Annotated in this window: 19 protein-coding genes; 16 read left to right on the top strand and 3 right to left on the bottom strand. The window is 72.9% G+C overall.

Annotated elements, in window-relative coordinates:
* Positions 1-16: 16 nt before the first annotated feature.
* From ACFRAV_RS08570 to gatB, 9 genes are all read left to right on the top strand, one after another.
* A complete protein-coding gene (locus tag ACFRAV_RS08570; RefSeq protein WP_382552769.1) occupies positions 17-706 on the top strand; it encodes an SDR family oxidoreductase in 690 nt (229 codons plus the stop codon).
* 5 nt (positions 707-711) lie between these two features.
* The gene (locus tag ACFRAV_RS08565) at positions 712-1,128 is read left to right on the top strand and encodes a hypothetical protein (RefSeq protein WP_382552767.1); all 417 of its coding nucleotides are present in this window, start codon (positions 712-714) and stop codon (positions 1,126-1,128) included.
* A gap of 37 nt (positions 1,129-1,165) precedes the next feature.
* Positions 1,166-2,170, top strand: a complete 1,005-nt coding sequence (locus ACFRAV_RS08560; protein ID WP_382552765.1) for a methionine synthase — start codon at positions 1,166-1,168, stop codon at positions 2,168-2,170.
* A 14-nt stretch (positions 2,171-2,184) separates the two neighbouring features.
* Entirely contained in the window at positions 2,185-4,461 is a 2,277-nt protein-coding gene (gene ligA, locus ACFRAV_RS08555) for an NAD-dependent DNA ligase LigA (protein ID WP_382552763.1), read from the top strand.
* 299 nt (positions 4,462-4,760) lie between these two features.
* Positions 4,761-7,040, top strand: coding sequence for a putative bifunctional diguanylate cyclase/phosphodiesterase (locus ACFRAV_RS08550; protein ID WP_382552761.1), 2,280 nt, complete (start codon positions 4,761-4,763; stop codon positions 7,038-7,040).
* Between the two features lie 111 nt (positions 7,041-7,151).
* Entirely contained in the window at positions 7,152-7,451 is a 300-nt protein-coding gene (gene gatC, locus ACFRAV_RS08545; protein WP_108954271.1) for an Asp-tRNA(Asn)/Glu-tRNA(Gln) amidotransferase subunit GatC, read from the top strand.
* A 2-nt stretch (positions 7,452-7,453) separates the two neighbouring features.
* Positions 7,454-8,947: an Asp-tRNA(Asn)/Glu-tRNA(Gln) amidotransferase subunit GatA gene (gene gatA / locus ACFRAV_RS08540; protein WP_382552759.1), complete on the top strand. Its 1,494-nt coding sequence runs from the start codon at positions 7,454-7,456 to the stop codon at positions 8,945-8,947.
* Complete coding sequence (locus tag ACFRAV_RS08535; protein WP_351111954.1) at positions 8,944-9,183, top strand: hypothetical protein; 240 nt, start codon at positions 8,944-8,946, stop codon at positions 9,181-9,183. The genes gatA and ACFRAV_RS08535 overlap by 4 nt, the downstream gene beginning before the upstream one ends.
* 15 nt (positions 9,184-9,198) lie before the next feature.
* Positions 9,199-10,713: an Asp-tRNA(Asn)/Glu-tRNA(Gln) amidotransferase subunit GatB gene (gatB, locus tag ACFRAV_RS08530; protein ID WP_382552757.1), complete on the top strand. Its 1,515-nt coding sequence runs from the start codon at positions 9,199-9,201 to the stop codon at positions 10,711-10,713.
* A gap of 110 nt (positions 10,714-10,823) precedes the next feature.
* Here the strand turns inward: gatB and ACFRAV_RS08525 are convergent, their stop codons facing one another.
* Both ACFRAV_RS08525 and ACFRAV_RS08520 read right to left on the bottom strand, forming a co-directional pair.
* Positions 10,824-11,987 (bottom strand): PQQ-dependent sugar dehydrogenase, encoded by a 1,164-nt coding sequence (locus ACFRAV_RS08525; RefSeq protein WP_382552755.1) that lies wholly within the window; start codon positions 11,985-11,987, stop codon positions 10,824-10,826.
* Between the two features lie 203 nt (positions 11,988-12,190).
* The gene (locus tag ACFRAV_RS08520) at positions 12,191-13,189 is read right to left on the bottom strand and encodes an aldo/keto reductase (protein ID WP_382552753.1); all 999 of its coding nucleotides are present in this window, start codon (positions 13,187-13,189) and stop codon (positions 12,191-12,193) included.
* A 97-nt stretch (positions 13,190-13,286) separates the two neighbouring features.
* Here ACFRAV_RS08520 and ACFRAV_RS08515 point away from each other — a divergent pair, with 97 nt between their 5' ends.
* The 6 genes from ACFRAV_RS08515 (at position 13,287) to serA (ending at position 23,373) form a co-directional block, all read left to right on the top strand.
* On the top strand, positions 13,287-14,228 hold the full coding sequence (locus ACFRAV_RS08515) for a 2-hydroxyacid dehydrogenase (protein ID WP_382552751.1): 942 nt from the start codon (positions 13,287-13,289) through the stop codon (positions 14,226-14,228).
* A gap of 373 nt (positions 14,229-14,601) precedes the next feature.
* Positions 14,602-17,802, top strand: a complete 3,201-nt coding sequence (locus tag ACFRAV_RS08510; protein WP_382552749.1) for a putative bifunctional diguanylate cyclase/phosphodiesterase — start codon at positions 14,602-14,604, stop codon at positions 17,800-17,802.
* Between the two features lie 243 nt (positions 17,803-18,045).
* Entirely contained in the window at positions 18,046-19,896 is a 1,851-nt protein-coding gene (locus ACFRAV_RS08505) for an acetolactate synthase large subunit (RefSeq protein WP_382552747.1), read from the top strand.
* A gap of 20 nt (positions 19,897-19,916) precedes the next feature.
* Positions 19,917-20,441, top strand: a complete 525-nt coding sequence (ilvN, locus tag ACFRAV_RS08500; protein WP_108954261.1) for an acetolactate synthase small subunit — start codon at positions 19,917-19,919, stop codon at positions 20,439-20,441.
* Positions 20,442-20,558: 117 nt separating this feature from the next.
* Entirely contained in the window at positions 20,559-21,557 is a 999-nt protein-coding gene (gene ilvC, locus ACFRAV_RS08495) for a ketol-acid reductoisomerase (protein ID WP_382552745.1), read from the top strand.
* 226 nt (positions 21,558-21,783) lie between these two features.
* Positions 21,784-23,373, top strand: a complete 1,590-nt coding sequence (serA, locus tag ACFRAV_RS08490; RefSeq protein WP_351111969.1) for a phosphoglycerate dehydrogenase — start codon at positions 21,784-21,786, stop codon at positions 23,371-23,373.
* Positions 23,374-23,508: 135 nt separating this feature from the next.
* On the opposite strand, the gene ACFRAV_RS08485 is transcribed toward serA, so the two are convergent.
* On the bottom strand, positions 23,509-25,029 hold the full coding sequence (locus ACFRAV_RS08485; protein WP_382552742.1) for an MFS transporter: 1,521 nt from the start codon (positions 25,027-25,029) through the stop codon (positions 23,509-23,511).
* A 95-nt stretch (positions 25,030-25,124) separates the two neighbouring features.
* Here ACFRAV_RS08485 and ACFRAV_RS08480 point away from each other — a divergent pair, with 95 nt between their 5' ends.
* Positions 25,125-25,712 (top strand): TetR/AcrR family transcriptional regulator, encoded by a 588-nt coding sequence (locus ACFRAV_RS08480; protein WP_382552740.1) that lies wholly within the window; start codon positions 25,125-25,127, stop codon positions 25,710-25,712.
* The last annotated feature ends 15 nt before the right edge of the window (positions 25,713-25,727 follow it).

The raw sequence follows: 25,727 nt of genomic DNA, 5'->3' as shown, positions 1-25,727 counted from the left end.
TGCGAGCATGGGGCGCATGGCAACTCATGTGATCACCGGTGCCGGCTCCGGCATCGGCGCGGCCGTCGCCCGTCGGCTCCTGGAGCGCGGCGACGAGCTCGTGCTGCACGCCCGCGACGCCGGCCGGGCCAAGGAACTCGCGGCCCGCTTTCCCGGGGCGCGCACCCTGGTCGGCGACCTGAACGACCCGGACAAGCTGTCCTGGGCCTTCTCCCACCAGACCCTGCCCGAGCGGATCGACTCGCTGCTGCACGTCGCCGGCGTCGTCGACCTCGGGCCGGTCGGCGACCTCACGCCCAAGGCGTGGCGGCACCAGCTGAACGTCAACCTGATCGCCCCCGCGGAGCTGACCCGGCACTTCCTGCCGCAGCTGCGGGTCGCCAAGGGGCACGTCGTCTTCGTCAACTCCGGCGCCGGGCTCGCCGCCCACGCCCACTGGTCCGCGTACGCCGCCTCCAAGCACGGCCTGAAGGCGCTCGCCGACTCCCTGCGCCAGGAGGAGCACGGCAACGGCGTGCGGGTCACCTCCGTCTACCCGGGCCGCACCGCCACGCCCATGCAGGCCAAGGTCCACCAGCAGGAGGGCAAGGAGTACGACGAGGCCCGCTGGATCGACCCCGGGTCGGTGGCCACCAGCATCCTCATGGCCCTCGACCTGCCCCGCGACGCCGAGGTCAACGACCTCACCGTCCGCCCGGGCCGCTGACCGGCGTGCCGGCCGCCGCCGAGGAAGCGATACGCGCCTGGCTCGAGGACGTCCGGTCCCGGGCCGGGGCCGCGCTGCTCCTGGCCGGGGGCGAGCTCGGGCCGCCCCTCGACCGGCGGCCGGTGCTCGCCGAGGTCTTCGACCCGGGCGCCCTCGCCGGGCTGCTGGCGCTGACCACCCGTGGCGCCTTCACCGGCGACGTCTGCCGGTGCCTGGGCAGCGTGACGGTGGCTCTGCTCGACCAGGACGCCGAGTTCACGGCGAGCGCGTCGCTGCACGGCACGGACACCGTCTCGTGGGAACGGACCCGTTTCCGCAACGACCTCACGGTGGCCGACCCGGCCGGCCTCGCGGCGTGGCTGAGGCGGGCCGGGCTCGACCTCGGGCCCGGCCCGAGCGGGCCCGCCCGCGGCGGTGCCTGACTTTCCGCCCCACCGGCCCCTTCCGTACGCTTCCGACGTGAGCGAAAAGCGCAGGTACACCTTCGGGGCCGCCACCGGGGTCGGCTCCCTCCCCGGCGAGGACGCGCAGGAGGCCGCGAGGACCGCCGTCGGGTCCTTCGAGACGTTCGCGTTCCTCCCCGAGCTGCCCGCCCGCGGCCCGGGCGCCGACATGATCGGCCGGACCGCCGGCCTCCTGGTCGAGATGTACGCCCGCGTCGAGCCGAGCGGCTGGCGCCTCGGCGACCGCCCCGGCCGCGACACCCGCCGCGCGCACGCCTGGCTGCGGCAGGACCTGGACGCCCTCGAGGAGCACACGCAGGGCTACCAGGGCCAGTTGAAGGTGCAGGCCGTCGGGCCGTGGACGCTCGCCGCCGCGCTGGAGCTCAGGAACGGCGAGGCGGTCCTCTCCGATCCGGGCGCCGCACGCGACCTGACCGGCTCCCTCACCGAGGGCCTGCGCGACCACCTCGCCGGACTGCGCCGCCGTGTCCCCGGCGCCGGGATCGTGCTGCAGCTCGACGAGCCCTCCCTCACCGCCGTGCTCCGCGGCCAGGTGCGCACCGCCAGCGGCTACCGCACCCACCGCGCCGTCGACCGGCAGGTGGTGGAGGCCGGGCTGCGCGAGGCGATCGGCGTCCACGACGGCCCCGTCGTCGTCCACTCCTGCGCCCCCGACGTCCCGTTCGCCCTGCTGCGCCGCTCCGGCGTCGACGCGGTGTCCTTCGACTTCTCGCTCCTCACCGAGCGTGACGACGACACGATCGGCGAGGCCGTGGAGGACGGCATGCGGCTGTTCGCCGGAGTCGTGCCGGGGACCGACGCCCCGTTGTCGGACCCTGCGGGTAGCGTCATGGGTGTCAGGACGCTGTGGCGCAGGCTGGGACTGCGTCCGGGACTGCTCCCGGAGGCGGTCACGATCACGCCCGCGTGCGGACTCGCGGGGGCCACCCCCGGGTACGCGCGCAAGGCGCTCGCGCATTGTGTCCGGGCGGCGACATCGCTCGCGGACAACCCTGAGTGACGGGAGGACCGACAGTGGCCGGCGACGAGCAGGCGAACACGGCGGACGGCGTGGCGGGCGGCACGCCGGAGAGTGCGGTGCCCAGCGAGGCCCGGGACCGGCACGCGCAGCTGGCCGAGCAGATCGAGGAGCACCGCTTCCGTTACTACGTGAAGGACGCTCCCGTCGTCAGCGACGCGGAGTTCGACCGGCTGCTGCGCTCGCTCGAGGCGCTGGAGGAGGAGTACCCCGAGCTGCGCACGCCCGACTCGCCGACCCAGAAGGTCGCCGGGGCGTACGAGACGGAGTTCACCGCCGTCACCCACCGCGAGCGGATGCTCTCCCTGGACAACGCCTTCGACGCCGAGGAACTCGCCGCCTGGGCGGACCGCGTGGCCAAGGAGATCGGCGCCTCCGCCCACCACTTCCTCTGCGAGCTCAAGGTCGACGGCCTCGCCGTCAACCTGACCTACGAGCAGGGCCGCCTCACCCGCGCCGCCACCCGCGGCGACGGCCGCACCGGCGAGGACATCACGCCCAACGTGCGCACCATCGCCGAGATCCCGCACCGGCTGCACGGCGAGGACCTCCCCGACCTGGTCGAGATCCGCGGCGAGGTCTACTTCCCGATGGAGGCGTTCGAGGAGCTCAACGCCCGCCTGGTCGCGGCCGGCGACAAGCCCTTCGCCAACCCCCGCAACGCGGCGGCCGGTTCGCTGCGCCAGAAGGACCCCAAGGTGACCGCCACCCGCCCGCTGCACATGGTGGTGCACGGCATCGGCGCCCTGGAGGGCTACCGCGGCTCGGGCATGTCCCGGCTCTCCGAGGCCTACGACCTGCTGCGGTCCTGGGGGCTGCCGACGGCCCGGCACAACAAGGTGGTCGACGGCCTCGACGGGGTGCGCGCGTTCATCGCCCACTTCGGCGAGAACCGCCACTCCGTGGAGCACGAGATCGACGGCGTGGTCGTCAAGCTCGACGAGATCCCGCTGCAGGGCCGCCTCGGCTCCACCTCGCGCGCGCCGCGCTGGGCGATCGCCTGGAAGTACGCCCCCGAGGAGGTCAACACCAAGCTGGTCAACATCCGCGTGGGTGTCGGCCGCACCGGCCGCGTGACGCCGTACGCCCAGGTGGAACCGGTCACGGTGGCCGGCTCCGAGGTCGAGTTCGCCACCCTGCACAACCAGGAGGTCGTCAAGGCCAAGGGCGTCCTCATCGGCGACACGGTGGTGCTGCGCAAGGCCGGCGACGTCATCCCGGAGATCCTCGGCCCGGTCGCCGACCTGCGGGACGGCAGCGAGCGGGAGTTCGTGATGCCCGCCGAGTGCCCCGAGTGCGGCACGGCGCTGCGGCCCATGAAGGAGGGCGACATCGACCTGCGGTGCCCCAACGCCCGGGCCTGTCCCGCCCAGATCCGCGAGCGCCTCTTCTACCTGGGTGGCCGCAAGGCGCTGGACATCGAGAACTTCGGCTACGTGTCCGCCGCCGCGCTCAGCCGGCCGCTGGAGCCGTCCGAGCCGCCGCTGCGCGACGAGGGCGACCTCTTCGACCTCACCATCGAGCAGCTGCTGCCCATCAAGGCGTACGTCCTGGACAAGGACAGCGGACTGCCCAAGCGGGACCCGAAGACCGGCGAGGACAAGATCGCGACGCCCTTCGCCAACAAGGAGGGCGAGCCGCGGAAGAACGCCGTGGCCATGCTGGAGAACATCGCCGCCGCCAAGGAGCGGCCGCTGGCCCGCGTCCTCACCAGCCTCTCCATCCGCCACGTCGGCCCGGTCGCCGCCGAGGCGCTGGCCCGTGAATTCCGTTCGCTGGAGCGCATCGAGGCGGCCACCGAGGCCGAACTCGCCGCCACCGAGGGCGTCGGGCCCATCATCGCCGCCTCGCTCAAGGAGTGGTTCGCCGAGGACTGGCACCAGGAGATCCTCCACAAGTGGCGCGCGGCCGGCGTCCGCACGGAGGACGAGGCCACCGGCGAGGACGAGGGCCCGCGCCCGCTGGAGGGTCTGACCGTCGTGGTCACCGGGACGCTCACCGCCTACACCCGGGACGGCGCCAAGGAGGCCCTGGTGAGCCGGGGCGCCAAGGTGACCGGGTCGGTGTCGAAGAAGACCTCCTTCGTGGTGGTCGGCGACAACCCGGGGTCCAAGTACGACAAGGCGATGCAGCTGAAGGTGCCGGTGCTCGACGAGGACGGGTTCGCCGTGCTGTTGGAGCGGGGCCCGGAAGCCGCCCAGGAGGCCGCCCTCCCCGCCGAGGGGGCCGCGGAGCCCGCAGCGGCCGAAGCCGGTGCCGAGGAGGCGGAGTAGCGGCGCCCGGGCGCCCGGCAGCGGGCGCCGCCCTCGCTCCGCCCCTCGCGGAGACCGGACGAACAGGTGGGGAACGGGCCTTCCGGGCAGTTCGGGGGCAAGCGGGCAACCGTCGGTGACCGGTGCCCAGGAGGCCGTCCGCCGCCTACTGTGGGGACGGTGCACCGACCGCCTCCAGGCGTCGGGGCACGCCCACCGCCGCGGGATCGGCCGCGGACCAGAGGGTTCGGACACGCGCGGCCGCGAGGTCGCGCGCCGGCCGTGCGGCGTGGCGCCGCCGGCCGGGAGAGGGACGGGGTATGGAACCGACCGAGAACGCCGCGTCGGGCCCTGGGCTGCGCGCACGCGTGACAGGCGCCCTGCGGCGGGTGTTCTCCCGGCTCGCCCCCGCCACCGCCGGCCGTCCCGACGCCCCCGCCCTCCGTCCGGTCCGCCCGGCCCCCGCGCCGTTCGGCGGGCAGTGGGCCGGCACCGGGCCCGCCACCCTCGCGGCCGCCCCCCTCGCCCGCCCCGCGTCCACCGTGCGCCGGGACCTCGGCGAGGACGGCGACCGGCAACCGCCCGCCTGGCCCGTACTGCCCGTGGTGGTGGTCGCCGCCGCCGGTTTCGTGCTGGGGGCCGGCTTCTACCGCGCCTTCTCCGGCCCGCACGCCCTCTTCCCGCCCGGCGCCGTCGGCTGGTCGCTGGCCCTGCTCACCGGCGTGATCGTCGGCCACCTGGTGCTCCTCGGCCGGACCCGCTGGTGGGGCGGCACCGGAGCCGGCGCCGCCCTCACCCTCGCCGTCCTGCTGCTCTACGGCTGGGTGCCGGCCGGCCTGGTCAGCATCACCGTGGTCGTCTTCTCCGGAATGGCCCGCAGACGCAGCAGACGTCAGAACCTGCTGTGCGGCGCCGTCGACATCCTCGGCATCGCCGTGGGGGCGCTGGTGCTCGCCCTGTTCGGCAGGTTCCCCTCCGTCGAGGCCCCCTGGCAGGCGCAGTACTGGACCGGGTCCGTCGCCCCCGAGGTCGCCGCGGTCGCCGTCGCCTACCTCGCCGTCACCCGCGTCCTGCTCTGGTACCTCCAGGCGCCCTGCGGCGACAGCCTCCCCGTCCTCACCCGCACCGACGTCACCCGGCAGGGGCTGCTCGCCGCCGCCCTGTTCGGCATCGCCCCGCTGATGTGCGTGGTGGCCTCCGTGCAGCCGATGCTGCTGCCGCTCTTCGCCATCCCGCTGATCGCCCTGGACCGCACCCTGTGGATGGCCCGGGCCCGCGCCGAGGAACAGCTGCGCGACCCGCTCACCGGCCTGCCCAACCGTCAGTGGCTGCTGGAGCGCACCTGGAGCGCCCTGGACGACGCCGAACGGATGGACGCCCGGACCGCTTTGGTCCTCATCGACCTGGACCGCTTCCGCTCGGTCAACGACACGCTCGGCCACATGGCGGGCGACCGCCTGCTGGTGCAGACGGCCGACCGCCTGCGCCGCGCCCTGCCCGACGGGGCCGAGGCCGCCCGGCTCGGCGGCGACGAGTTCGCCGTCCTGCTGCCGCTCACCGACTCCACCACCTCGGCCACCCGGGCCGCCCGCGCCCTGGTCGCCGAACTGGGCTCCCCGCTCGACCTGGACGGGCTCACCCTGGTCCTGGAGGCCAGCGCCGGCGTGGCGCTCTTCCCCGACCACGCGCCGGACGCCGAAGGGCTGCTGCGCCGGGCCGACGTCGCGATGTACCAGGCCAAGCGCGACCGCACCGGCGTGGAGGCCTACGAGTCCAAGCGGGACTCCAACACCCCCGACCGCCTCGGGCTCCTGGGCGACCTGCGCAGGGCGCTCGACGCCCACGAGGTCGAGCTCCACTACCAGCCCAAGGTGCGCTTCGACGGACAGGTCGCCGGCCTGGAGGCGCTGGTGCGCTGGGTGCACCCCGACCGGGGCAAGGTGCCGCCCGACGAGTTCATCGCCATCGCCGAGTCCTCCGGGCTGATGCCGCACCTCACCGAGTACGTCCTGGAGACCGCCCTCGCCCAGGTCGCCCGGTGGCGCGCGCAGGGCCTGATGGTCCCGGTCGCCGTCAACGTCTCGCCGCGCGACGTCCACACCCCCGGCTTCGCCGGGTCGGTGGCCGCGCGGCTGGCCCGGCACGGCGTCCCGACGGGCGCCCTCCAGCTGGAGATCACCGAGCACGTGCTGCTGGAGGACCCGCAGCGGGCCGCCGACACGCTGGCGGCGCTCAGCGGCCACGGCGTCAAGCTGTCGCTGGACGACTTCGGCACCGGATACTCCTCCCTGGTCCACCTGCGGCGGCTGCCGGTCAGCGAACTGAAGATCGACCGTTCCTTCGTCGCCAGGCTGGCCGTGGACTCCCAGGACGCCGAGATCGTGCGCTGCACGGTCGACCTGGCCCACTCGCTGGACCTGCTGGTCGTCGCCGAGGGCGTGGAGGACGACGAGACCTGGGAACGCCTGCGGGACCTGGGCTGCGACGCCGTCCAGGGCTGGCTCGTCTCCGCGGCGATGCCTCCCGACGAGACCACCGCGTGGCTCAAGGCCCGGGGCGTCCGGCGCTCCCCGGCCGCACTCGACCCGGGCCGGGGCTGAGGCGGGCGGCCCGGAAACGGCTCCCTGGGGGAAACCGGTGCGTGGTCACCTGGCCGTGAGCCATAGGATTGGGGTCCACACCACAGAACTCTCACCCCAGAGGATCGCTGCATGCCTGGCATCACGCGCGAGGAGGTCGCCCACCTCGCCCGGCTGGCGCGTCTGGAGCTGAAGCCCGAAGAGCTCGACCACTTCGCAGGCCAGCTCGACGACATCATCGGCGCGGTCGCCCGCGTCAGCGAGGTCGCCGACCAAGACGTGCCCCCGACCTCCCACCCGCTCCCGCTGACCAACGTCATGCGCGCGGACGAGGTCCGTCCCTCGCTCACCCCCGAGCAGGCGCTCTCCGGCGCCCCTGCCCAGGAGCAGCAGCGTTTCAAGGTGCCGCAGATCCTGGGTGAGGAGCAGTAGTCATGACCGACATCATCAAGCTCACCGCGGCCGAGACGGCCGCGAAGATCGCCTCCGGCGAGCTCACGGCCGTCGAGGTGACCGAGGCCCACCTGGCCCGTATCGAGGCCGTCGACGAGAAGGTCCACGCCTTCCTGCACATCGACCGCGAGGGCGCGCTCGCGCAGGCCCGCGAGGTCGACGCCAAGCGTGAGCGCGGCGAGAAGCTCGGCCCGCTGGCCGGCGTGCCGCTGGCGCTCAAGGACATCTTCACCACCGAGGGCATCCCGACCACGGTCGGCTCCAAGATCCTCGAGGGCTGGATCCCGCCGTACGACGCCACGCTGGTCAAGCGCCTGAAGGCGGCCGACGTCGTCATCCTCGGCAAGACCAACATGGACGAGTTCGCGATGGGCTCCTCCACCGAGAACAGCGCCTACGGCCCGACCGGCAACCCCTGGGACCTGACCCGGATCCCCGGCGGCTCCGGCGGCGGCTCCTCTGCCGCGCTGGCCGCCTACATGGCCCCGCTGGCCATCGGCACCGACACCGGCGGCTCCATCCGCCAGCCGGCCGCCGTCACCGGCACGGTCGGCGTCAAGCCGACCTACGGCGCGGTCTCCCGCTACGGCATGGTGGCGTTCTCGTCCTCCCTGGACCAGGGCGGCCCCTGTGCCCGCACCGTCCTCGACGCGGCCCTGCTGCACGAGGCGATCGCCGGCCACGACCCGATGGACTCCACCTCCATCGACGCCCCGGTCCCGCCGGTCGTCGAGGCCGCCCGCAACGGCTCGGTCGCCGGCATGCGCGTCGGCGTGGTCAAGCAGTTCCGCGGCGAGGGCTACCAGGCCGGCGTGGTGCAGCGGTTCGAGGAGTCGGTCGAGCTGCTGAAGTCGCTCGGCGCCGAGATCGTCGAGCTGGACTGCCCGTCGTTCGACCTCGGGCTCTCCGCGTACTACCTGATCGCGCCCTCCGAGTGCTCGTCCAACCTGGCCCGCTTCGACGGCCTGCGCTACGGCCTGCGGGTCGGCGACGACGGCGGCAACTCGGCGGAGACGGTCACCTCGCTCACCCGCGAGGCCGGCTTCGGCGACGAGGTCAAGCGCCGCATCATGCTCGGCACCTACGCGCTCAGCTCGGGCTACTACGACGCCTACTACGGCAGCGCGCAGAAGGTCCGCACGCTGATCACGCGCGACTTCGAGAAGGCCTTCGAGCAGGTCGACGTCATCGTCTCGCCGACCACGCCGACCACCGCCTTCCCGATCGGCGAGCGCGCCGACGACCCGATGGCGATGTACCTCGCCGACCTGTGCACCATCCCCACCAACCTGGCGGGCAACGCGGCCATGTCGCTGCCCTGCGGACTCGCCCCGGAGGACAACCTCCCGGTCGGTCTGCAGATCATCGCCCCGGCGATGCAGGACGACCGTCTGTACAAGGTCGGAGCGGCCGTCGAGGCCGCCTTCGTGGAAAAGTGGGGACACCCGCTCATCGAGGAGGCTCCGTCGCTGTGAACTCGCTGAAGAAGGCCAAGGGCTTCAAGAAGTCCCGCAACGGGACGTACCTGTCCATCGCCACCACCGCCTTCGGTGCCGTGACGGTCGTCAAGCAGATCCGCAGGGCCCGTCAGGAGAGCGACTCGCTGCGGCTGCTGGACGCCGCCGTCTCCGGCGTCGCCATCGTGACCGGCATCGCCCTGCTGCTGCGCGACCTGAAGCAGCTGGGCGACGACGACGTCCTGCTGGGCTGAGAGGGAAGTTACACCGTGACCACCACGACCGACCTGGTGTCGTACGAGGACGCGCTGGCGTCCTACGACCCCGTCATGGGCCTCGAGGTCCATGTCGAACTCGGCACCAACACCAAGATGTTCTGCGGCTGTTCGACCGCGCTCGGCGCGGAGCCGAACACCCAGACCTGCCCGATCTGCCTCGGCATGCCCGGCGCCCTCCCGGTCGTCAACGCGACCGGCGTGGAGTCGGCGATCAGGATCGGTCTCGCGCTGAACTGCGAGATCGCCGAGTGGTGCCGCTTCGCCCGGAAGAACTACTTCTATCCGGACATGCCGAAGAACTTCCAGACCTCCCAGTACGACGAGCCGATCGCCTTCAACGGCTACCTCGACGTGCAGCTGGAGGACGGGGAGACCTTCCGCGTCGAGATCGAGCGCGCCCACATGGAGGAGGACACCGGCAAGTCGACGCACGTCGGCGGTGCCACCGGCCGCATCCACGGCGCCTCCCACTCGCTGCTGGACTACAACCGCGCCGGCATCCCGCTGATCGAGATCGTCACCAAGCCCATCGAGGGCGCCGGCGAGCGCGCGCCCGAGGTCGCCCGGGCGTACGTGCGCGAGCTGCGCGAACTCATCCGTGCCCTCGGGGTGTCCGAGGCCCGCATGGACAAGGGCCAGATGCGCTGCGACGTCAACCTGTCGCTGCGCCCGCACGGCCGGGAGAAGTTCGGCACCCGCAGCGAGACCAAGAACGTCAACTCGCTGCGCTCGGTGGAGCGCGCCGCCCGCTTCGAGATCCAGCGGCACGCGGCGGTGCTGTCCTCGGGCGGCACCATCGTGCAGGAGACCCGCCACTTCCACGAGGACACCGGGTCGACGACCTCGGGCCGCGTGAAGGAGGAGGCGGAGGACTACCGCTACTTCCCCGAGCCGGACCTGGTCCCGGTCGCCCCGTCCCGCGAGTGGGTCGAGGAGATCCGGGCCCAGCTGCCGGAGATGCCGCTGGCCCGCCGCAACCGGCTGCGCGAGGAGTGGGGCGTGTCGGCCACCGACATGCAGGCCATCCTCAACGCCGGTGCGCTGGACCTGATCGTCGGGACGATCGACGCCGGTGCCGACGCGGCCTCCGCCCGCAAGTGGTGGATGGGCGAGCTGGCCCGCAGCGCCAACGAGGCGGGCGTCGCGCCCGAGCAGCTGGCGATCACCCCCGCCCAGGTGGCCCGGGTGTCCGAGCTGGTCGCCAAGGGCGAGCTCAACGACAAGCTGGCCCGCCAAGTCATCGAGGGCGTGCTGGCCGGCGAGGGTTCGCCGGACGAGGTCGTGGAGAAGCGCGGCCTGAAGGTCGTGTCCGACGAGGGCGCGCTCGGCGCGGCCGTGGACGAGGCGATCGCCGGCAACCCGGGCGTCGCGGACAAGATCCGCGGCGGCAAGGTAGCGGCGGCCGGCGCGCTGGTCGGCGCGGTCATGAAGGCCACCCGCGGCCAGGCCGACGCGGCCCGCGTCAAGGAGCTCATCCTCGAGAAGCTCGGCGTCACCGAGGGCTGACCCCTTCGACCGCCCGCGTGACGCACGGCGCCCCGAGCCCTCCGGCCCGGGGCGCCGTCGCGTCCGGCGGCCGCCGTGCGGGCGCCCCTGACCGCCATCCGTGGAAACCGTCAGGTGACCCGGAGCTCCAGGACGCGGTCGTCGCCCTTGCGCGGCTCGCCGCGGGTGTCGGTGTTGGAGGTGACCAGCCACAGCCGGTCCCCGCCCGCCGCGAGCACCGTCCGCAGACGCCCGTACTTCCCCTCCAGGAAGGACTGCGGTTTCGCCGACGCCTTGGTGCCGTCCAGCGGGATCCGCCACAACCGCTCGCCGCGCAGCCCGGCCAGCCACAGCGAACCCTCGGCGTAGGCCAGGCCGCTGGGGGAGGCGTCCTCGGTCCTCCACTGGGCGAGCGGGTCGCGGAACTCCGGGCCGCCTCCCTTGCCCTCCTGCTCGGGCCAGCCGTAGTTGCCGCCCGGCACGATCTGGTTCACCTCGTCCCAGGTGTCCTGCCCGAACTCCGCCGCGAACAGGCGTTGCTTGCCGTCGAAGGCCAGACCCTGCACGTTGCGGTGACCCCACGAGAAGACGGGGGAGTCCGGGAAGGGGTTGCCCGGCGCGGGCTCGCCCTCCGGGGTCAGCCGGAGGATCTTGCCGCCGAGCGACTCCCGGTCCTGCGCCAGCGGTCGGTCGCCCGCCTCGCCGGTGCCGACGTACAGCAGCTTGTCGGGCCCGAAGGCGATGCGTCCGCCGTTGTGCACGAAGGCCTTGGGGATGCCCCGGAACACCGTGTCCGGCTCGCCGAGTTGCTCTCCCGCCGGCCGGTCCGGGCGGTAGAGCATCCGCACGATCCGGTTGTCGGAGGCCGAGGTGAAGTAGGCGTAGAGGTAGTGGTCCGAGGAGAAACCCGGGGACAGCGCCAGCCCGAGCAGCCCGCCCTCGCCCTCGGGGGACACCCCCGGTACCTCGCCGACCTCGGTCTTCTTCCCGTTCCTGGTGTCGATCCGGGTGATCGTGCCCTCGTCGCGGGAGGCGACCAGCAGCGCGTCGTCGCTCGGCGCCGCCACACCCCAGGGCGACTTCAGCCCGGTGGCGACCGTCCGCACCACCTCCACCGACCCCTTGGCCGGAGGCGTCCTCGGGCCCGGGCTCGCCGACGGCGAGGGGGCCGCCGCTCCGCTGCTCGTGGACGTGGGGGACGGTCCCCTCCCGCCCTCGTCACCGGAGGAGCAGCCGGCCGTCAGCAGGAGCGCGGACGCGGTCAGGGCGGCGGCCGCGGCAGTTGGACGTCGCACGAGGAGGTCCCTTCGGTCGGGTCGGTCACGGCGGGGGCCGAGCGGCACCGCACGGGTTTCGGGCCCACCCTGTCCTACACCGGACGGCCGCCGAAAGTTCCCGCACCGCGCGGACCGCACCGCGCGGACCGCACCGCGCGGACCGCGCCGCTCGCCCCCGGATCCTCCGCGCCGACCGCGCCGCCCGCGCCGACCGCGCGCGTTCAGTCCAGCGCCGCCGGCAGGTCCCGCAGCTCCGCGAGGTCCTCGGCGGTGAGCCGCAGCGCGGCCGCGGCGGCGTTCTGCCCGGCCCAGCGCTCCTGCTTGGTGCCCGGCACCGCCACCACGTGCGGCCCCTGCGCGAGCACCCACGCCAGGGCCACCTGCGCCGGGGTCACGTCCTCCCCGTGCCGCGCGGCGACCCGGCGCAGCCCGGCGACGATCGGCTGGTTGGCGGCCATCATCTCCGCGGTGAACCGCGGGTGACGGGCCCGCGCGTCGTCCGGCTCGAAGCCCTCGCCCGGGGTGAGCGTGCCGGTGAGGTAGCCGCTGCCCAGCGGCGTCGCGGCCAGGAACGCGACCCCGTGCCCCGTGCACCAGGGCAGCAGGGTCTCCAGCGCCTCCCGCGACCAGACGGACAGCTCCGCCTCGACCGCGGTCACCGGGAACACCCGCTGCAGGCGGCTCAGCTGCTCCAGCGTCCCCCGGTGGGGTCTCGCCCCCGGCCGCCGCCCGGAGCGGGCGCCGCCCACCGCGCACAGCCCGAGCGAGCGGACCTTTCCCTCGCGCACCAGCTCGGCCATGGCCCCCCAGGTCTCCTCGACCGGGACCTCGGGATCCGCGCGGTGCAGCTGATAGAGGTCGATCACGTCGGTCTGCAGCCGCCGCAGCGAGGCGTCGCAGGCCCGCCTCACGTAACCGGGACGGCCGTTGGCGACCAGATGCCCCTCGCCCACGAGGAGCCCCACCTTGGTGGAGACGAACGCCTCGGAGCGGCGCTCCTTGAGCACGCGGCCCAGCAGCAGCTCGTTGGTGAACGGCCCGTACATGTCGGCCGTGTCGAGGAGGGTGGCCCCGCCGCCCAGGTCCAGGGCCCGGTGCACGGCGCGCAGCGACTCCCCGCCGCGCTGCCGCGAGGTGCTGTACGCCCAGCTCATCGGCATGCACCCCAGCCCGACGGCGCCGACCTCGAGCGTCGTCGAGCCCATCCTCCTGCGCTCCACCTGCCCGCGACCCTCCCTAGGCCTGCCCTGCCCGCCACCGCACGCGGGATCCCAACCTAACGTCTGCCGTCCGGCGCCACTCACCTAGCCTCGGGGCATGACTGCTGACGTGTGGCTGCCCTACCGCGAGGACGAACTGGAAGGACTGCCGGAGGGCCTCGTCCCCTGGTTCTGGGACGGCCAGGACGCGTACCCCGCGGACCCCGCCGACTGCGCCCTCTATGTCGTGCCGTACCTCAGGCCCGGTTCCGTGGCCGTCCGCCCGATGCCCGAGATGACCTCGCTGAAGGTGGTGCAGACGCTGTCGGCCGGCATCGACCACATCGAGACGGGACTCGCCTCGCTGCCCGGCGGCGTCCAGGTCTGCAACGCCCGCGGCGTCCACGACGCCAGCACCGCGGAGCTCACCCTGGCCCTGATCCTCGCCCAGCTGCGCGGCATCCCCGACTTCGCGCGCGCCCAGGAACGGGGCGAGTGGCTGGGCGGTTTCCGGCCGGCGCTCGCCGACCGGACCGTACTGATCGTCGGCTACGGAGCCATCGGCTCGGCGGTCGAGGACCGGCTCGTGCCTTTCGACGTCGCGCGGGTGGTGCGCGTCGCGCGCTCCGCCCGCGCCACGGCGCGCGGCCCGGTGCATCCGCTCTCCGAGCTCCCGGGGCTCCTGCCGGAGGCGGACGTGGTGGTACTGCTCACCCCGCTCACCGAAGCCACCCGGGGCCTGGTGGACGCGAAGTTCCTGGCCGGGATGAAGGACGGGGCCCTGCTGGTGAACGTCTCGCGCGGTCCGGTGGTGGACACCGAGGCCCTGCTCGCGGAGGTGCGGACCGGCCGGCTCCGGGCCGCCCTGGACGTCACGGACCCCGAGCCGCTGCCGCCCGGCCACCCCCTGTGGACCGCGCCCGGAGTTCTGATCAGCCCTCATGTCGGCGGCCCCACCAGTGCGTTCGCCCCGAGAGCCAAGAGGCTGCTGGTGGACCAGTTGTCACGGTTCGCCGACGGACGCCCCCTGCGCAATGTGATGCTGACGACCGGTCCCTGACGCATGGTCCGGTCCGGTTCGGGTACTCTCCGCTGTCCCATGGACGCGGAACGTTCCGAACTTCCGGTACGTCATCACGGAGAGTAGATGAAGTATGTCCCTGAGTGACGATGCTGGTGTATCGTCACTCGGGGGCTGCGCCGCGCACCGGGGCGCCGGAGAGGATCTGGACCGAACTGCGAGGGGGGCGACGGGCGATGTACGGCCGAGCGACCGGACCACGGACCCATCATGCCGCGGCCTGCCGCGCCGCGACCCGCAACTCGGCGCCGCAGGGCGGCCGTCGGGGGCCCAGGTGCGCGACGGCGCACGCCAGGGCCTTCCGTCGCCGATCGAGTGCCGCCCGCCGCCCCGGCGCCTGCGGGAGGCCCCGGTGAGCTCCCCGTCCCTTTCCCCGCCCGTGCTCGACGGCGGAGGGTGCGCGGCCCAGGAGCCGCGCCTGCCGTCGGTCGCGTCCGTCCCGTCCCGGACGGAGACCGGGCTGCGCCGGGCCGCGGCGCTGGCGCCGCTGCTCCTCCTCGCCGTCGTGTGCGCGGGCTACGCACTGGGCTCCGCGGTGGGCTGGGGCTCGCCCCGCGCGGCTCTGGTGATGGGGGACTTCGGTCTGAGCGCCGCCGGCGCGGCCGCGGCCGTCTCCTGTTTCCTCTACTCCCGCCGCCAGGGCGACGAAGTCCGCCCGGCGTGGCTGCTGTTCGCCCTCTCCTCGGCCATGGCCAGCCTGGGCAACCTCGTCTGGGGCTGGTACGAGGTCGTGCTCGAGGCGGAGATGCCGCGGCCCAGCCTCGCCGACCTCTTCTTCCTGTGCTTCGCCCCGCCCGCCATCCTCGGCCTGCTGATGCTGGCCCGTCGCCCGCTGACCAGGGCGGGCTGGGTCTGCCTGGTGCTCGACGCCTGGCTGATCGGCGGCTCGTTGCTGACGCTCTCCTGGAGCCTGGCCCTGAGCCGCAAGGCCGGGGCGGCCGACCAGGGTGTCGCGCACGCCGCCTTCCAACTGGCCTATCCGATACTGGACATCGCGCTGGTGAGCGTGGTCCTCGCGCTGCACTTCCGGCGCACCGCGGCCAACCGCGTCGCCGTCAACACCGCGGTCGGCGCCCTCGCGCTGACCGTGGTCTGCGACGCCCTGTTCACCTCGCCCCTGCTCCACCAGAGCTACCGCTCCGGACAGTTGCTCGACGCCGGCTGGTTCGCCGGCTCGCTGCTGCTCGCCTACGCCCCCTGGGCCGCGGCCTCCTCGCGCGAGCAGGACGGCCGCGGTGGCGACCGGCCGCGCCGGGGCGGCCGCACGTGGTGGTCCGGGCTGTCGCCGTCGCCGAGGCGCCACACGGCCGGGGCGGAACCACCGGGCGAGCCCGCCGCCCAGGGGCCCACGTCCGGGCCCGCGGCGGCCCCGGCCGGCGCCTGTCCCTCCACCCCGGGGCCCCCTGCGCCGGGTGTGGAGGCCGGTTACTACGAGCCGACACGGCCCATAGCGGGATCGCTGGCCGCGCTGCTGCCCTACCTGGCCGCCGCCGTCTGCACCCTGGGCATCCTCTACAACGTCCTGGCCGGCCGCAGCGTGGACCAGGTCGTGCTGCTCACCGCGGGCGCCGTGGTCCTGGCGCTGCTCGTCCGGCAGGGCATCATGCTGCTGGACAACATGGCGCTCACCCAGAAGCTGGCCGAGAAGGAGAACCACTTCCGGTCCCTGGTGCAGGGCTCCAGCGACGTCATCATGATCGCGGCCCCCACCGGCCGCCTGAAGTACGTCAGCGACGCCTCCCAGGGCGTCTACGGCCTCCGTCCGCAGGAGCTGGTCGGCCGTGAGCTGGCCGCGCTGATCCACCCCGAGGACCTGCCGGGCGTCCTGCACGAGCTGCGCCGCTTCCTGGCCGCCGGCCCGCCGGACGACCCCACCACCCGCATCGAGTACCGCTTCCGGTCCGGCGGCGGAGGCTGGCTCAACGTCGAGTCGACGGTCAACCGGCACCAGGGCGGCCTCATCCTCAACAGCCGGGACGTCACCGAACGCGTCCGCCTGCAGGCCCAGTTGCAGCACAACGCGGAGCACGACCCGCTCACCGACCTGCCCAACCGGGCCCTGTTCACCCGGCGCGTCGGGCAGGCGCTCGCCGGCCGCCGGACCTCCGACCAGGGCACCGCGGTGCTCTTCATCGACCTGGACGGCTTCAAGGCGGTCAACGACACCATCGGTCACCAGGCCGGGGACGAGCTTCTGGTCCAGGCGGCCCGCCGGCTGCACGAGGCCGTCCGCAAGGGTGACACCGCCGCCCGGCTCGGCGGTGACGAGTTCGCCGCGCTGATCATCGGCGACGGCGTCAGCGGGCGGGCCGCCCGCGAGCGGCACATCGTGGAGCTGGCCGACCGGCTGAGGCTCCGGCTCTCCCAGCCGTACGACATCGAGGGCAACGACGTCCGGGTGGCCGCCTCCATCGGCGTCGCCTTCGCGGAGCCGGGCCTCGGCGCCGGCGAGCTCCTGCGCAACGCGGACCTGGCGATGTACCGGGCCAAGGCGGCCGGCAAGGACCGGGTCGAGCTGTACGCGCCCCAGATGCAGCAGGACGTGGTGCGCCGGGCCGAGGTCGCCGCCCGGCTGCGCACCGCCCTGCACCGCAAGGAGTTCGCGCTCCTCCACCAGCCGGTGGTGGCGCTGTCCGACGGCCGGATCACGGCCCTCTCGGCGCAGGCCCGCTGGCGGTCGGGGCAGGGCTCGCTCTTCACCCCCGCGGAGTTCCTGCGGGTCGCCGAGGAGGGCGACCGGACGGCGGCGCTCGGCCGCTGGATGCTGGAGGAGGCCGTCGTCCAGGCCGCCGACCGGTCCCGCGCCGGCCTGCGCACGCCGGTCTCGGTCCGCATGGCGGCCCGGCGCCTGCTGGACCGGTCGCAGACGCTCACCTCCATAGAGGAGCTGCTGACCCGGCACGGTCTCGCGCCCGGGTCCCTGATGATCGAGCTCACCCAGCTCGGACCCGGCACCGCCCTGGACGAGCTGGAGAGCCGCCTGAAGGTGCTGCGCCGCCTCGGCGTCCGCTTCGCCCTGGACGGCTTCGGCGTGGGCTTCGGCGGCGTCACGGCGCTGCGGCGGCTGCCGGTGGAGATCATCAAGCTCGACCGGAGCATGGTCGAGGGCGTGGTGGAGTCGGCCCGCCTCTACAAGATCACCAGTGGTCTGCTGAGGATCGCCGCCGACCTCGGGATGCAGACGGTCGCCGACGGTGTGGACCTGCCCGACCAGGTGAGCGTGCTGCGGGCCATGGGCTGCACCCACGGCATGGGCGGCGCCTTCTCCGCGCCGCTGGACGAGTACCGCATCCGCCGGGCGCTCGCCGAGGGGCGCTGTCCCGTGCCGCCCGACGTCGTCCGGCACGGCGCGGGCGGCAGCGGCAGGCCCGGCGGCCCGGGGGCGCACCGCGCCTCCGCCGCGGGCCGTACGGCGCCGTCCACGGCCGGTCCGGGCGGCGGTCCCGGCAACCGCCCTCCGCTGCCTCCCGCGCGGGCCGGGGGAGTGCCGTACGGAGGCTGGCAGTACGGCGGTCTTCGGCCACATAGTGAGACCGTCGTCCCACCCACTTGACACCCGACAGGCGTCGGGGGGAGGGTCAAGGTCATGCGCACCCGAATTCTCGTACTTGGACAGCGCGTCGGCTGAGCTGGACCTCCGGAGGAGAACCGGAGATCCAGCGCCCTACCGCCCGACGCGCTCCCCTCGCTTGCCTCACGGCACGAGGGGTTTTTTGTTGCACGGGGGCGACGCGCCCAGAGAACAGAACTCGCGAACAGCTCGCACACACCACCTCGCATCGAGAAGAGAATGCCGATGACCGAGCAGGCCACCGGGGCCCACCATCCGCAGCCGCGGCCCCGCAACGGAGGACTCCAGCAGTCGCCGACCGAGCACGTCACGGGCGCCCAGTCGCTCATCCGCTCGCTCGAGGAGGTAGGGGTCGACACGGTCTTCGGCATTCCCGGCGGCACGATCCTTCCGGCGTACGACCCGATGATGGACTCCACCCGGGTGCGCCACGTCCTGGTCCGGCACGAGCAGGGCGCCGGCCACGCGGCCACCGGCTACGCGCAGGCCACCGGCAAGGTCGGCGTCTGCATGGCCACCTCGGGACCGGGCGCCACCAACCTGGTCACCCCGATCGCCGACGCCAACATGGACTCGGTGCCGCTGGTCGCGATCACCGGGCAGGTCGTGTCCGCGGCGATCGGCACGGACGCCTTCCAGGAGGCGGACATCGTCGGCATCACCATGCCGATCACCAAGCACAGCTTCCTCGTCACCCGCGCCGAGGAGATCCCCCGGGTCATCGCCGAGGCCTTCCACATCGCCTCCACCGGCCGCCCCGGCCCGGTCCTGGTCGACATCCCGAAGGACCTCCTCCAGACGAAGACCACCTTCTCCTGGCCCCCGGCCGTCGACCTGCCGGGCTACCGTCCGGTGACCAAGCCGCACGCCAAGCAGATCCGCGAGGCCGCCCGGCTGATCACCTCGGCGAAGCGTCCCGTGCTCTACGTCGGCGGCGGCGTCCTCAAGGCCGGCGCCACCGCCGAGCTGAAGGTGCTCGCGGAGCTGACCGGGGCGCCGGTCACCACCACGCTGATGGCGCTGGGCGCGTTCCCCGACAGCCACCCGCAGCACGTGGGCATGCCCGGCATGCACGGCTCGGTCGCCGCGGTCACCGCGCTGCAGAAGGCCGACCTGATCGTCGCCCTCGGCGCCCGCTTCGACGACCGCGTCACCGGCAAGCTGGACAGCTTCGCCCCGCACGCGAAGATCGTCCACGCGGACATCGACCCTGCGGAGATCGGCAAGAACCGCGAGGCGGACGTCCCGATCGTCGGCGACGCCCGAGAGGTGATCGCCGACCTGGTCCAGGCCGTGCAGAAGGAGCACTCCGAAGGCCACCGCGCCGACCTGGGCGCCTGGTGGGCGGACCTGGACCGGTGGCGGGAGAACTACCCGCTGGGCTACGAGCTGCCCTCCGACGGCTCGCTCTCCCCGCAGCAGGTCATCGAGCGGATCGGGCAGCTCGCTCCCGAGGGCACGATCTTCACCGCGGGCGTCGGCCAGCACCAGATGTGGGCGGCCCACTTCCTGCAGCACGAGACGCCGGCCACCTGGCTGAACTCCGGCGGCGCCGGGACCATGGGCTACGCGGTCCCCGCCGCGATGGGCGCCAAGGCCGGCCGGCCGGAGCGCGCGGTCTGGGCGATCGACGGCGACGGCTGCTTCCAGATGACCAACCAGGAGCTCACCACCTGCGCCCTGAACGACATCCCGATCAAGGTCGCCGTCATCAACAACGGCGCCCTGGGGATGGTCCGCCAGTGGCAGACGCTCTTCTACAACCAGCGCTACTCCAACACCGTGCTGCACTCCGGCCCCGGCGCCGACCAGACGGGCCCGAGCGCCGGCACCCGCGTCCCCGACTTCGTCAAGCTGTCCGAGGCGATGGGCTGCTACGCCATCCGCTGCGAGTCGCCCGAGGACCTCGACAAGGTCATCGAGGAGGCCAACTCCATCAACGACCGCCCCGTCGTCGTGGACTTCATCGTCCACGAGGACGCGATGGTCTGGCCGATGGTCGCGGCCGGCACCTCCAACGACGAGATCATGGCCGCCCGGGACGTCCGCCCCGACTTCGGCGACAACGAAGAGTGATGGGACGAGGAACACCTGACATGTCGAAGCACACGCTCTCCGTCCTGGTGCAGAACACCCCGGGCATCCTGGCGCGGATCGCCGCGCTCTTCTCCCGCCGCGGGTTCAACATCGACTCGCTCGCCGTGGGCGTCACCGAGCACCCCGACATCTCCCGCATCACCATCGTGGTCGGCGTCGAGGACCTGCCGCTCGAGCAGGTCACCAAGCAGCTCAACAAGCTGGTCAACGTCCTGAAGATCGTCGAGCTGGACCCGGTCCAGTCGGTCCGGCGCCAGCTGGTCCTGGTCAAGGTGCGCGCGGACAACGAGACCCGTTCGCAGATCACCCAGATCGTCGACCTGTTCCGCGCCAAGACGGTGGACGTCTCCCCGGAGGCCGTCACCATCGAGGCGACGGGCGGCAGCGACAAGCTCGAGGCCATGCTCCGGATGCTGGAGCCCTACGGCATCAAGGAGCTGGTGCAGTCCGGGACGATCGCCATAGGGCGTGGCGCGCGGTCGATCACCGACCGCTCGCTGCGCGCCGTCGAGCGCGCCTCCTGACCCGCTCCGCACCTCAGGAACCACCGGCTCGCCCGCATGGCGAGACCGTCAGCCCTCTTCCGCCGCCCGGTCATACGCTGGGCGCAGCACCTGTGACACAACTAGGAGTGAACCGAAGTGGCCGAGCTGTTCTACGACGCCGATGCCGACCTGTCCATCATCCAGGGCCGCAAGGTCGCGGTCATCGGCTACGGCAGCCAGGGCCACGCCCACGCCCTGTCGCTGCGTGACTCGGGTGTCGACGTGCGCGTCGGTCTGCACGAGGGCTCCAGGTCCAAGGCCAAGGCCGAGGAGCAGGGCCTGCGCGTGGTCACCCCGGCCGAGGCCGCGGCCGAGGCCGACGTCGTGATGATCCTGGTCCCGGACCCGATCCAGTCGCAGGTCTACGAGGAGTCCATCAAGGACAACCTGAAGGACGGCGACGCGCTGTTCTTCGGCCACGGCTTCAACATCCGGTTCGGCTTCATCAAGGCCCCGGCCGGCGTCGACATCTGCATGGTCGCCCCCAAGGGCCCGGGCCACCTGGTGCGCCGTCAGTACGAGGAGGGCCGCGGCGTCCCGTGCATCGCGGCCGTCGAGCAGGACGCCAGCGGCAACGCCTTCGCGCTGGCCCTGTCGTACGCCAAGGCGATCGGCGGCACCCGCGCCGGCGTCATCAAGACGACCTTCACCGAGGAGACCGAGACCGACCTGTTCGGTGAGCAGGCCGTGCTCTGCGGCGGCACCGCGGCGCTGGTCAAGGCGGGCTTCGAGACCCTCACCGAGGCGGGCTACCAGCCGGAGATCGCCTACTTCGAGTGCCTCCACGAGCTGAAGCTGATCGTCGACCTCATGTACGAGGGCGGCCTGGAGAAGATGCGCTGGTCGGTCTCCGAGACCGCCGAGTGGGGCGACTACGTCACCGGCCCGCGGATCATCACCGACGCCACCAAGGCCGAGATGAAGAAGGTCCTGGCCGAGATCCAGGACGGCACCTTCGCGCGGCAGTGGATGGACGAGTACCACGGCGGTCTGAAGAAGTACAACGAGTACAAGGACCAGGACTCCCAGCACCTGCTGGAGACCACCGGCAAGGAGCTGCGCAAGCTCATGAGCTGGGTGGACGAGGAGGCCTGAGCCGCCTCACGGGGCCGGAGCGCCGCTCCGGCCCCGTTCACCCGTCCGTGCGGAAACCGCACGGACGGGTGATCCTTCCGCAGGGGCGCGGGACGACGACCGGGGCCCCACTACACTGCACTGCATACGCGTCAGGCCCACAGCGTCGTGCGTCTTCCACGCGGCTAGCACCCCTCCACGCCTGCGGCCGTCGGGACGGCCGTCCGCAACGCAATTGAGGACTCACGTGAGCTCGAAACCTGTCGTACTCATCGCTGAAGAGCTGTCGCCCGCCACTGTCGACGCGCTCGGTCCGGACTTCGAGATCCGGCACTGCAACGGAGCCGACCGGAGCGAACTGCTCCCGGCCATCGCCGACGTCGACGCGATCCTGATCCGCTCGGCCACCAAGGTCGACGCCGAGGCCATCGCCGCCGCGTCCCGCCTGAAGGTCGTCGCCCGCGCGGGCGTCGGCCTCGACAACGTCGACGTCTCCGCCGCCACCAAGGCCGGCGTGATGGTCGTCAACGCCCCCACCTCGAACATCGTGACCGCGGCCGAGCTGGCCTGCGGTCTGCTCCTCGCCACGGCCCGCAACATCCCGCAGGCCAACGCCGCGCTCAAGAACGGCGAGTGGAAGCGCAACAAGTACACCGGCGTCGAGCTGGCGGAGAAGACCCTCGGCGTGGTGGGCCTCGGCCGCATCGGCGCCCTGGTCGCCCAGCGGATGTCGGCCTTCGGCATGAAGGTCGTCGCCTACGACCCCTACGTGCAGCCCGCCCGGGCCGCGCAGATGGGCGTCAAGGTACTCACGCTGGACGAGCTGCTCGAGGTCTCCGACTTCATCACCGTCCACCTCCCCAAGACCCCCGAGACGCTCGGCCTGATCGGCGACGAGGCGCTGCGCAAGGTCAAGCCGACCGTGCGCATCGTCAACGCCGCGCGCGGCGGCATCGTCGACGAGGAGGCGCTGTACTCGGCGCTCAAGGAGGGCCGGGTGGCCGGCGCCGGCCTCGACGTCTACGCGAAGGAGCCCTGCACGGACTCCCCGCTCTTCGAGTTCGACCAGGTCGTCTCCACCCCGCACCTCGGCGCGTCCACGGACGAGGCGCAGGAGAAGGCCGGCATCGCCGTCGCCCGCTCGGTGCGCCTGGCGCTCGCCGGCGAGCTGGTGCCGGACGCGGTCAACGTCCAGGGCGGCGTGATCGCCGAGGACGTCAAGCCGGGTCTGCCGCTGGCCGAGCGGCTGGGCCGCATCTTCACGGCGCTGGCCGGCGAGGTCGCGGTGCGGCTCGACGTCGAGGTGTACGGCGAGATCACCCAGCACGACGTCAAGGTGCTGGAACTCTCGGCGCTCAAGGGCGTGTTCGAGGACGTCGTCGAGGACACCGTCTCCTACGTCAACGCCCCGCTGTTCGCGCAGGAGCGCGGTGTCGAGGTGCGGCTGACCACCAGCTCCGAGTCCCCGGACTTCCGGAACGTGGTCACCGTCCGCGGCACGCTGGGCAACGGCGCGGAGGTGTCGGTCTCCGGCACGCTGGCCGGGCCGAAGCACCACCAGAAGCTGGTGGCGGTCGGCGAGTTCGACGTGGACCTGGCGCTCACCGACCACATGGTGGTGCTGCGCTACGCGGACCGTCCCGGCGTGGTCGGCACCGTCGGCCGGGTGCTCGGCGAGTCCGGTGTCAACATCGCCGGCATGCAGGTCGCCCGCGCGGCGGCCGGCGGCGAGGCGCTCGCGGTGCTGACGGTCGACGACACGGTGCCGGCGGCGGTGCTGTCGGAGCTGGCCGAGGAGATCGGCGCGACCTCCGCCCGGGCCATCAACCTGACCTGAGCGAGAGCCCCTCGGGGCACGAGGAAGGACCCGCCCGCCGCGTGAAGCGGTGGACGGGTCCTTCCCCGTTTCCCGGACGACCGGTGACGTCCCCTTCCTGCCTGTTGCCGTTCCTGCCTGTTCCGGGCCGGCCGCTCAGTCGCGGTCGCCGCAGTCGGCGGCCGGCCGGATCCCGCGGAGGGTGAGCGCGGCCGCCACCGCGGCCACGGTGAGCAGCGCCGCACCGGTCAGGCCCGCCACGTGCATGCTGTCGGTGAACGCCGCCCGCGCCGCCTCGGCCAGCGACTCGCCCGCCCGGCCGGGCAGTTCGGCGGCGGTGGCCAGCGCGCCGCCGAGGGTCTCCCGTGCCGTCCCGGGGGCCGAGGCCGGCATGGCGTCCCGGTACACGGCGGTTCCCACGGATCCCAGCACCGCCATGCCCAGCGCCCCGCCGAACTCCGCGCCCGTCTCCAGCACCGAGGAGGCGGCGCCCGCCTTGTCCACCGGCGCGGCGCCCAGTGCCAGGTCCGTCATCTGCGACATGACCAGGACGATGCCGCAGGCCAGCACCCCCGCGGCGACCAGGATCAGCACCAGCGAGTCGGTCCCCGGGGCGGCGAGCAGCGCGTAGCCGGCGGCGGCGACGGCGAACCCGGCAGTGACCACGTGGACCCGGGGCACGCCCCTCTGGACCGCCGCGGCGGCGGCCGGCGCGGCGGCGGCGATCGGCAGGGAGGGCGCCAGCGACCACAGGGCGGCCTCCAGGGCGCTCATGCCCAGCACCGACTGCAGGTACTGCGTGGTGAAGAGGGAGGAACCCATCATGCCCAGCGCGGAGACGGCGTTGAGCGCCACCGCCGGGCCGAAGCCGCGTGAGCGGAACAGGCCGCGCGGGATCATCGGGGAGGCCGCCCTCCTCTGACGCCACACGAAGAGCGCCCCGAACAGCAGTCCGGCTCCGAGGAACGCGCCCTGCTCGGGCTCCCAGCCGTGGGAGGCGAACTCCTTGACGCCGTGGATCAGCGGCAGCACCGCCGCCAGCGAGAGCGGCACGCTCAGCAGGTCGAACCGGCCCGGCGAGGGGTCCTTGGACTCCGGCAGCAGCACCGGACCGAGGACCAGCAGCAGCGCCATGGCCGGCAGGTTGACCAGGAACACCGAGCCCCACCAGAAGAACTCGACCAGCAGACCGCTCATCACCGAGCCGAGCGCGACGCCGCCGGTCATCACCGCGCTCCACACGCCGACCGCCTGGGCGCGCTGGCCGGGGTCGGCGAACATCGTGCGCACCAGCGCCATGGTGGACGGCATCAGGGTGGCCCCGCCGATGCCGAGGACGGCGCGGGCGGCGATCAGCGTCGGCGCGCTGTCGGCGTAGGCGGCGACCAGCGAGGCCGCGCCGAACGCCGCCGCCCCGAACAGCAGCAGCCGGCGGCGGCCGATGCGGTCGCCGAGCGAGCCCATGGTCATCAGCAGGCCGGCCAGGACGAAGGCGTAGATGTCGAACATCCAGAGCTGCTCGGTGCCGGTGGGCGCGAGGTCCGCGTTGATCGCGGGGATCGCGAAGAACAGGACCGAGACGTCCATCGAGACCAGCAGCAGCGGCAGCATCAGGACCGCCAGCGCGGTCCATTCACGGCGTCCGGCCCGGGCCGGAGAAGGCGTTGTCGTCGTCATGGCGGTGACGGTACACGCGTCTTATACGCTTGTCTATGACGCTTGTACAAGACGAGCGTCAGGGACGCTTGTACAGGGACGGATAGGGTGGGCGCATGGGTCATCGTGAGGATCTGCTCGACGGCGCCAAGCGCTGTCTGCGGGAGAAGGGTTTCGCCCGGACCACCGCGCGCGACATCGTGCGGGAGTCGGGGGCCAACCTGGCGTCGATCGGCTACCACTACGGGTCCAAGGACGCCCTGCTCGCCCAGGCGTACGTGGGGCTGATGGAGGAACAGGCCGAGCACTTCGACTGGGAGGCCGGTGCGGCCGGGACCGCCCCGGGCTCGCCGGAGCGGATCCGGAAAGTGCTGAAGACGGTCCTCGAGTCGTTCGACCGGCCCGACTCGGTCTGGCACCTCAGCATCGAGGTCATCACCATGGGGGACCGGTTCCCGGAGATCACCCGCAACCTGGTCGCGGCCCAGCGGGAGGGCGGCCGCGGCCTCGCCGCGCTGCTGCTGGGGCTTCCGGAGGAGAGCCTCGACGACGAGACCACCGACACCGTCGGAAGCCTGATCATGGTGCTGCTCGCGGGCATGATCGCCCAGCACTCGCTGGACCCCGCCCTCGCCCCGACCGGCGATCAGCTCACCGACGGCCTGTTCCGGCTGGCCGGCGGCCCGCCCGCGCAGGAGCGCTGACCGGTGGCCGCCCTG

It is taken from the genome of Streptomyces sp. NPDC056600, from assembly GCF_042792855.1.
Lineage (GTDB): Bacteria > Actinomycetota > Actinomycetes > Streptomycetales > Streptomycetaceae > Streptomyces.
This window is presented reverse-complemented; position numbering and strand designations above follow the sequence as displayed.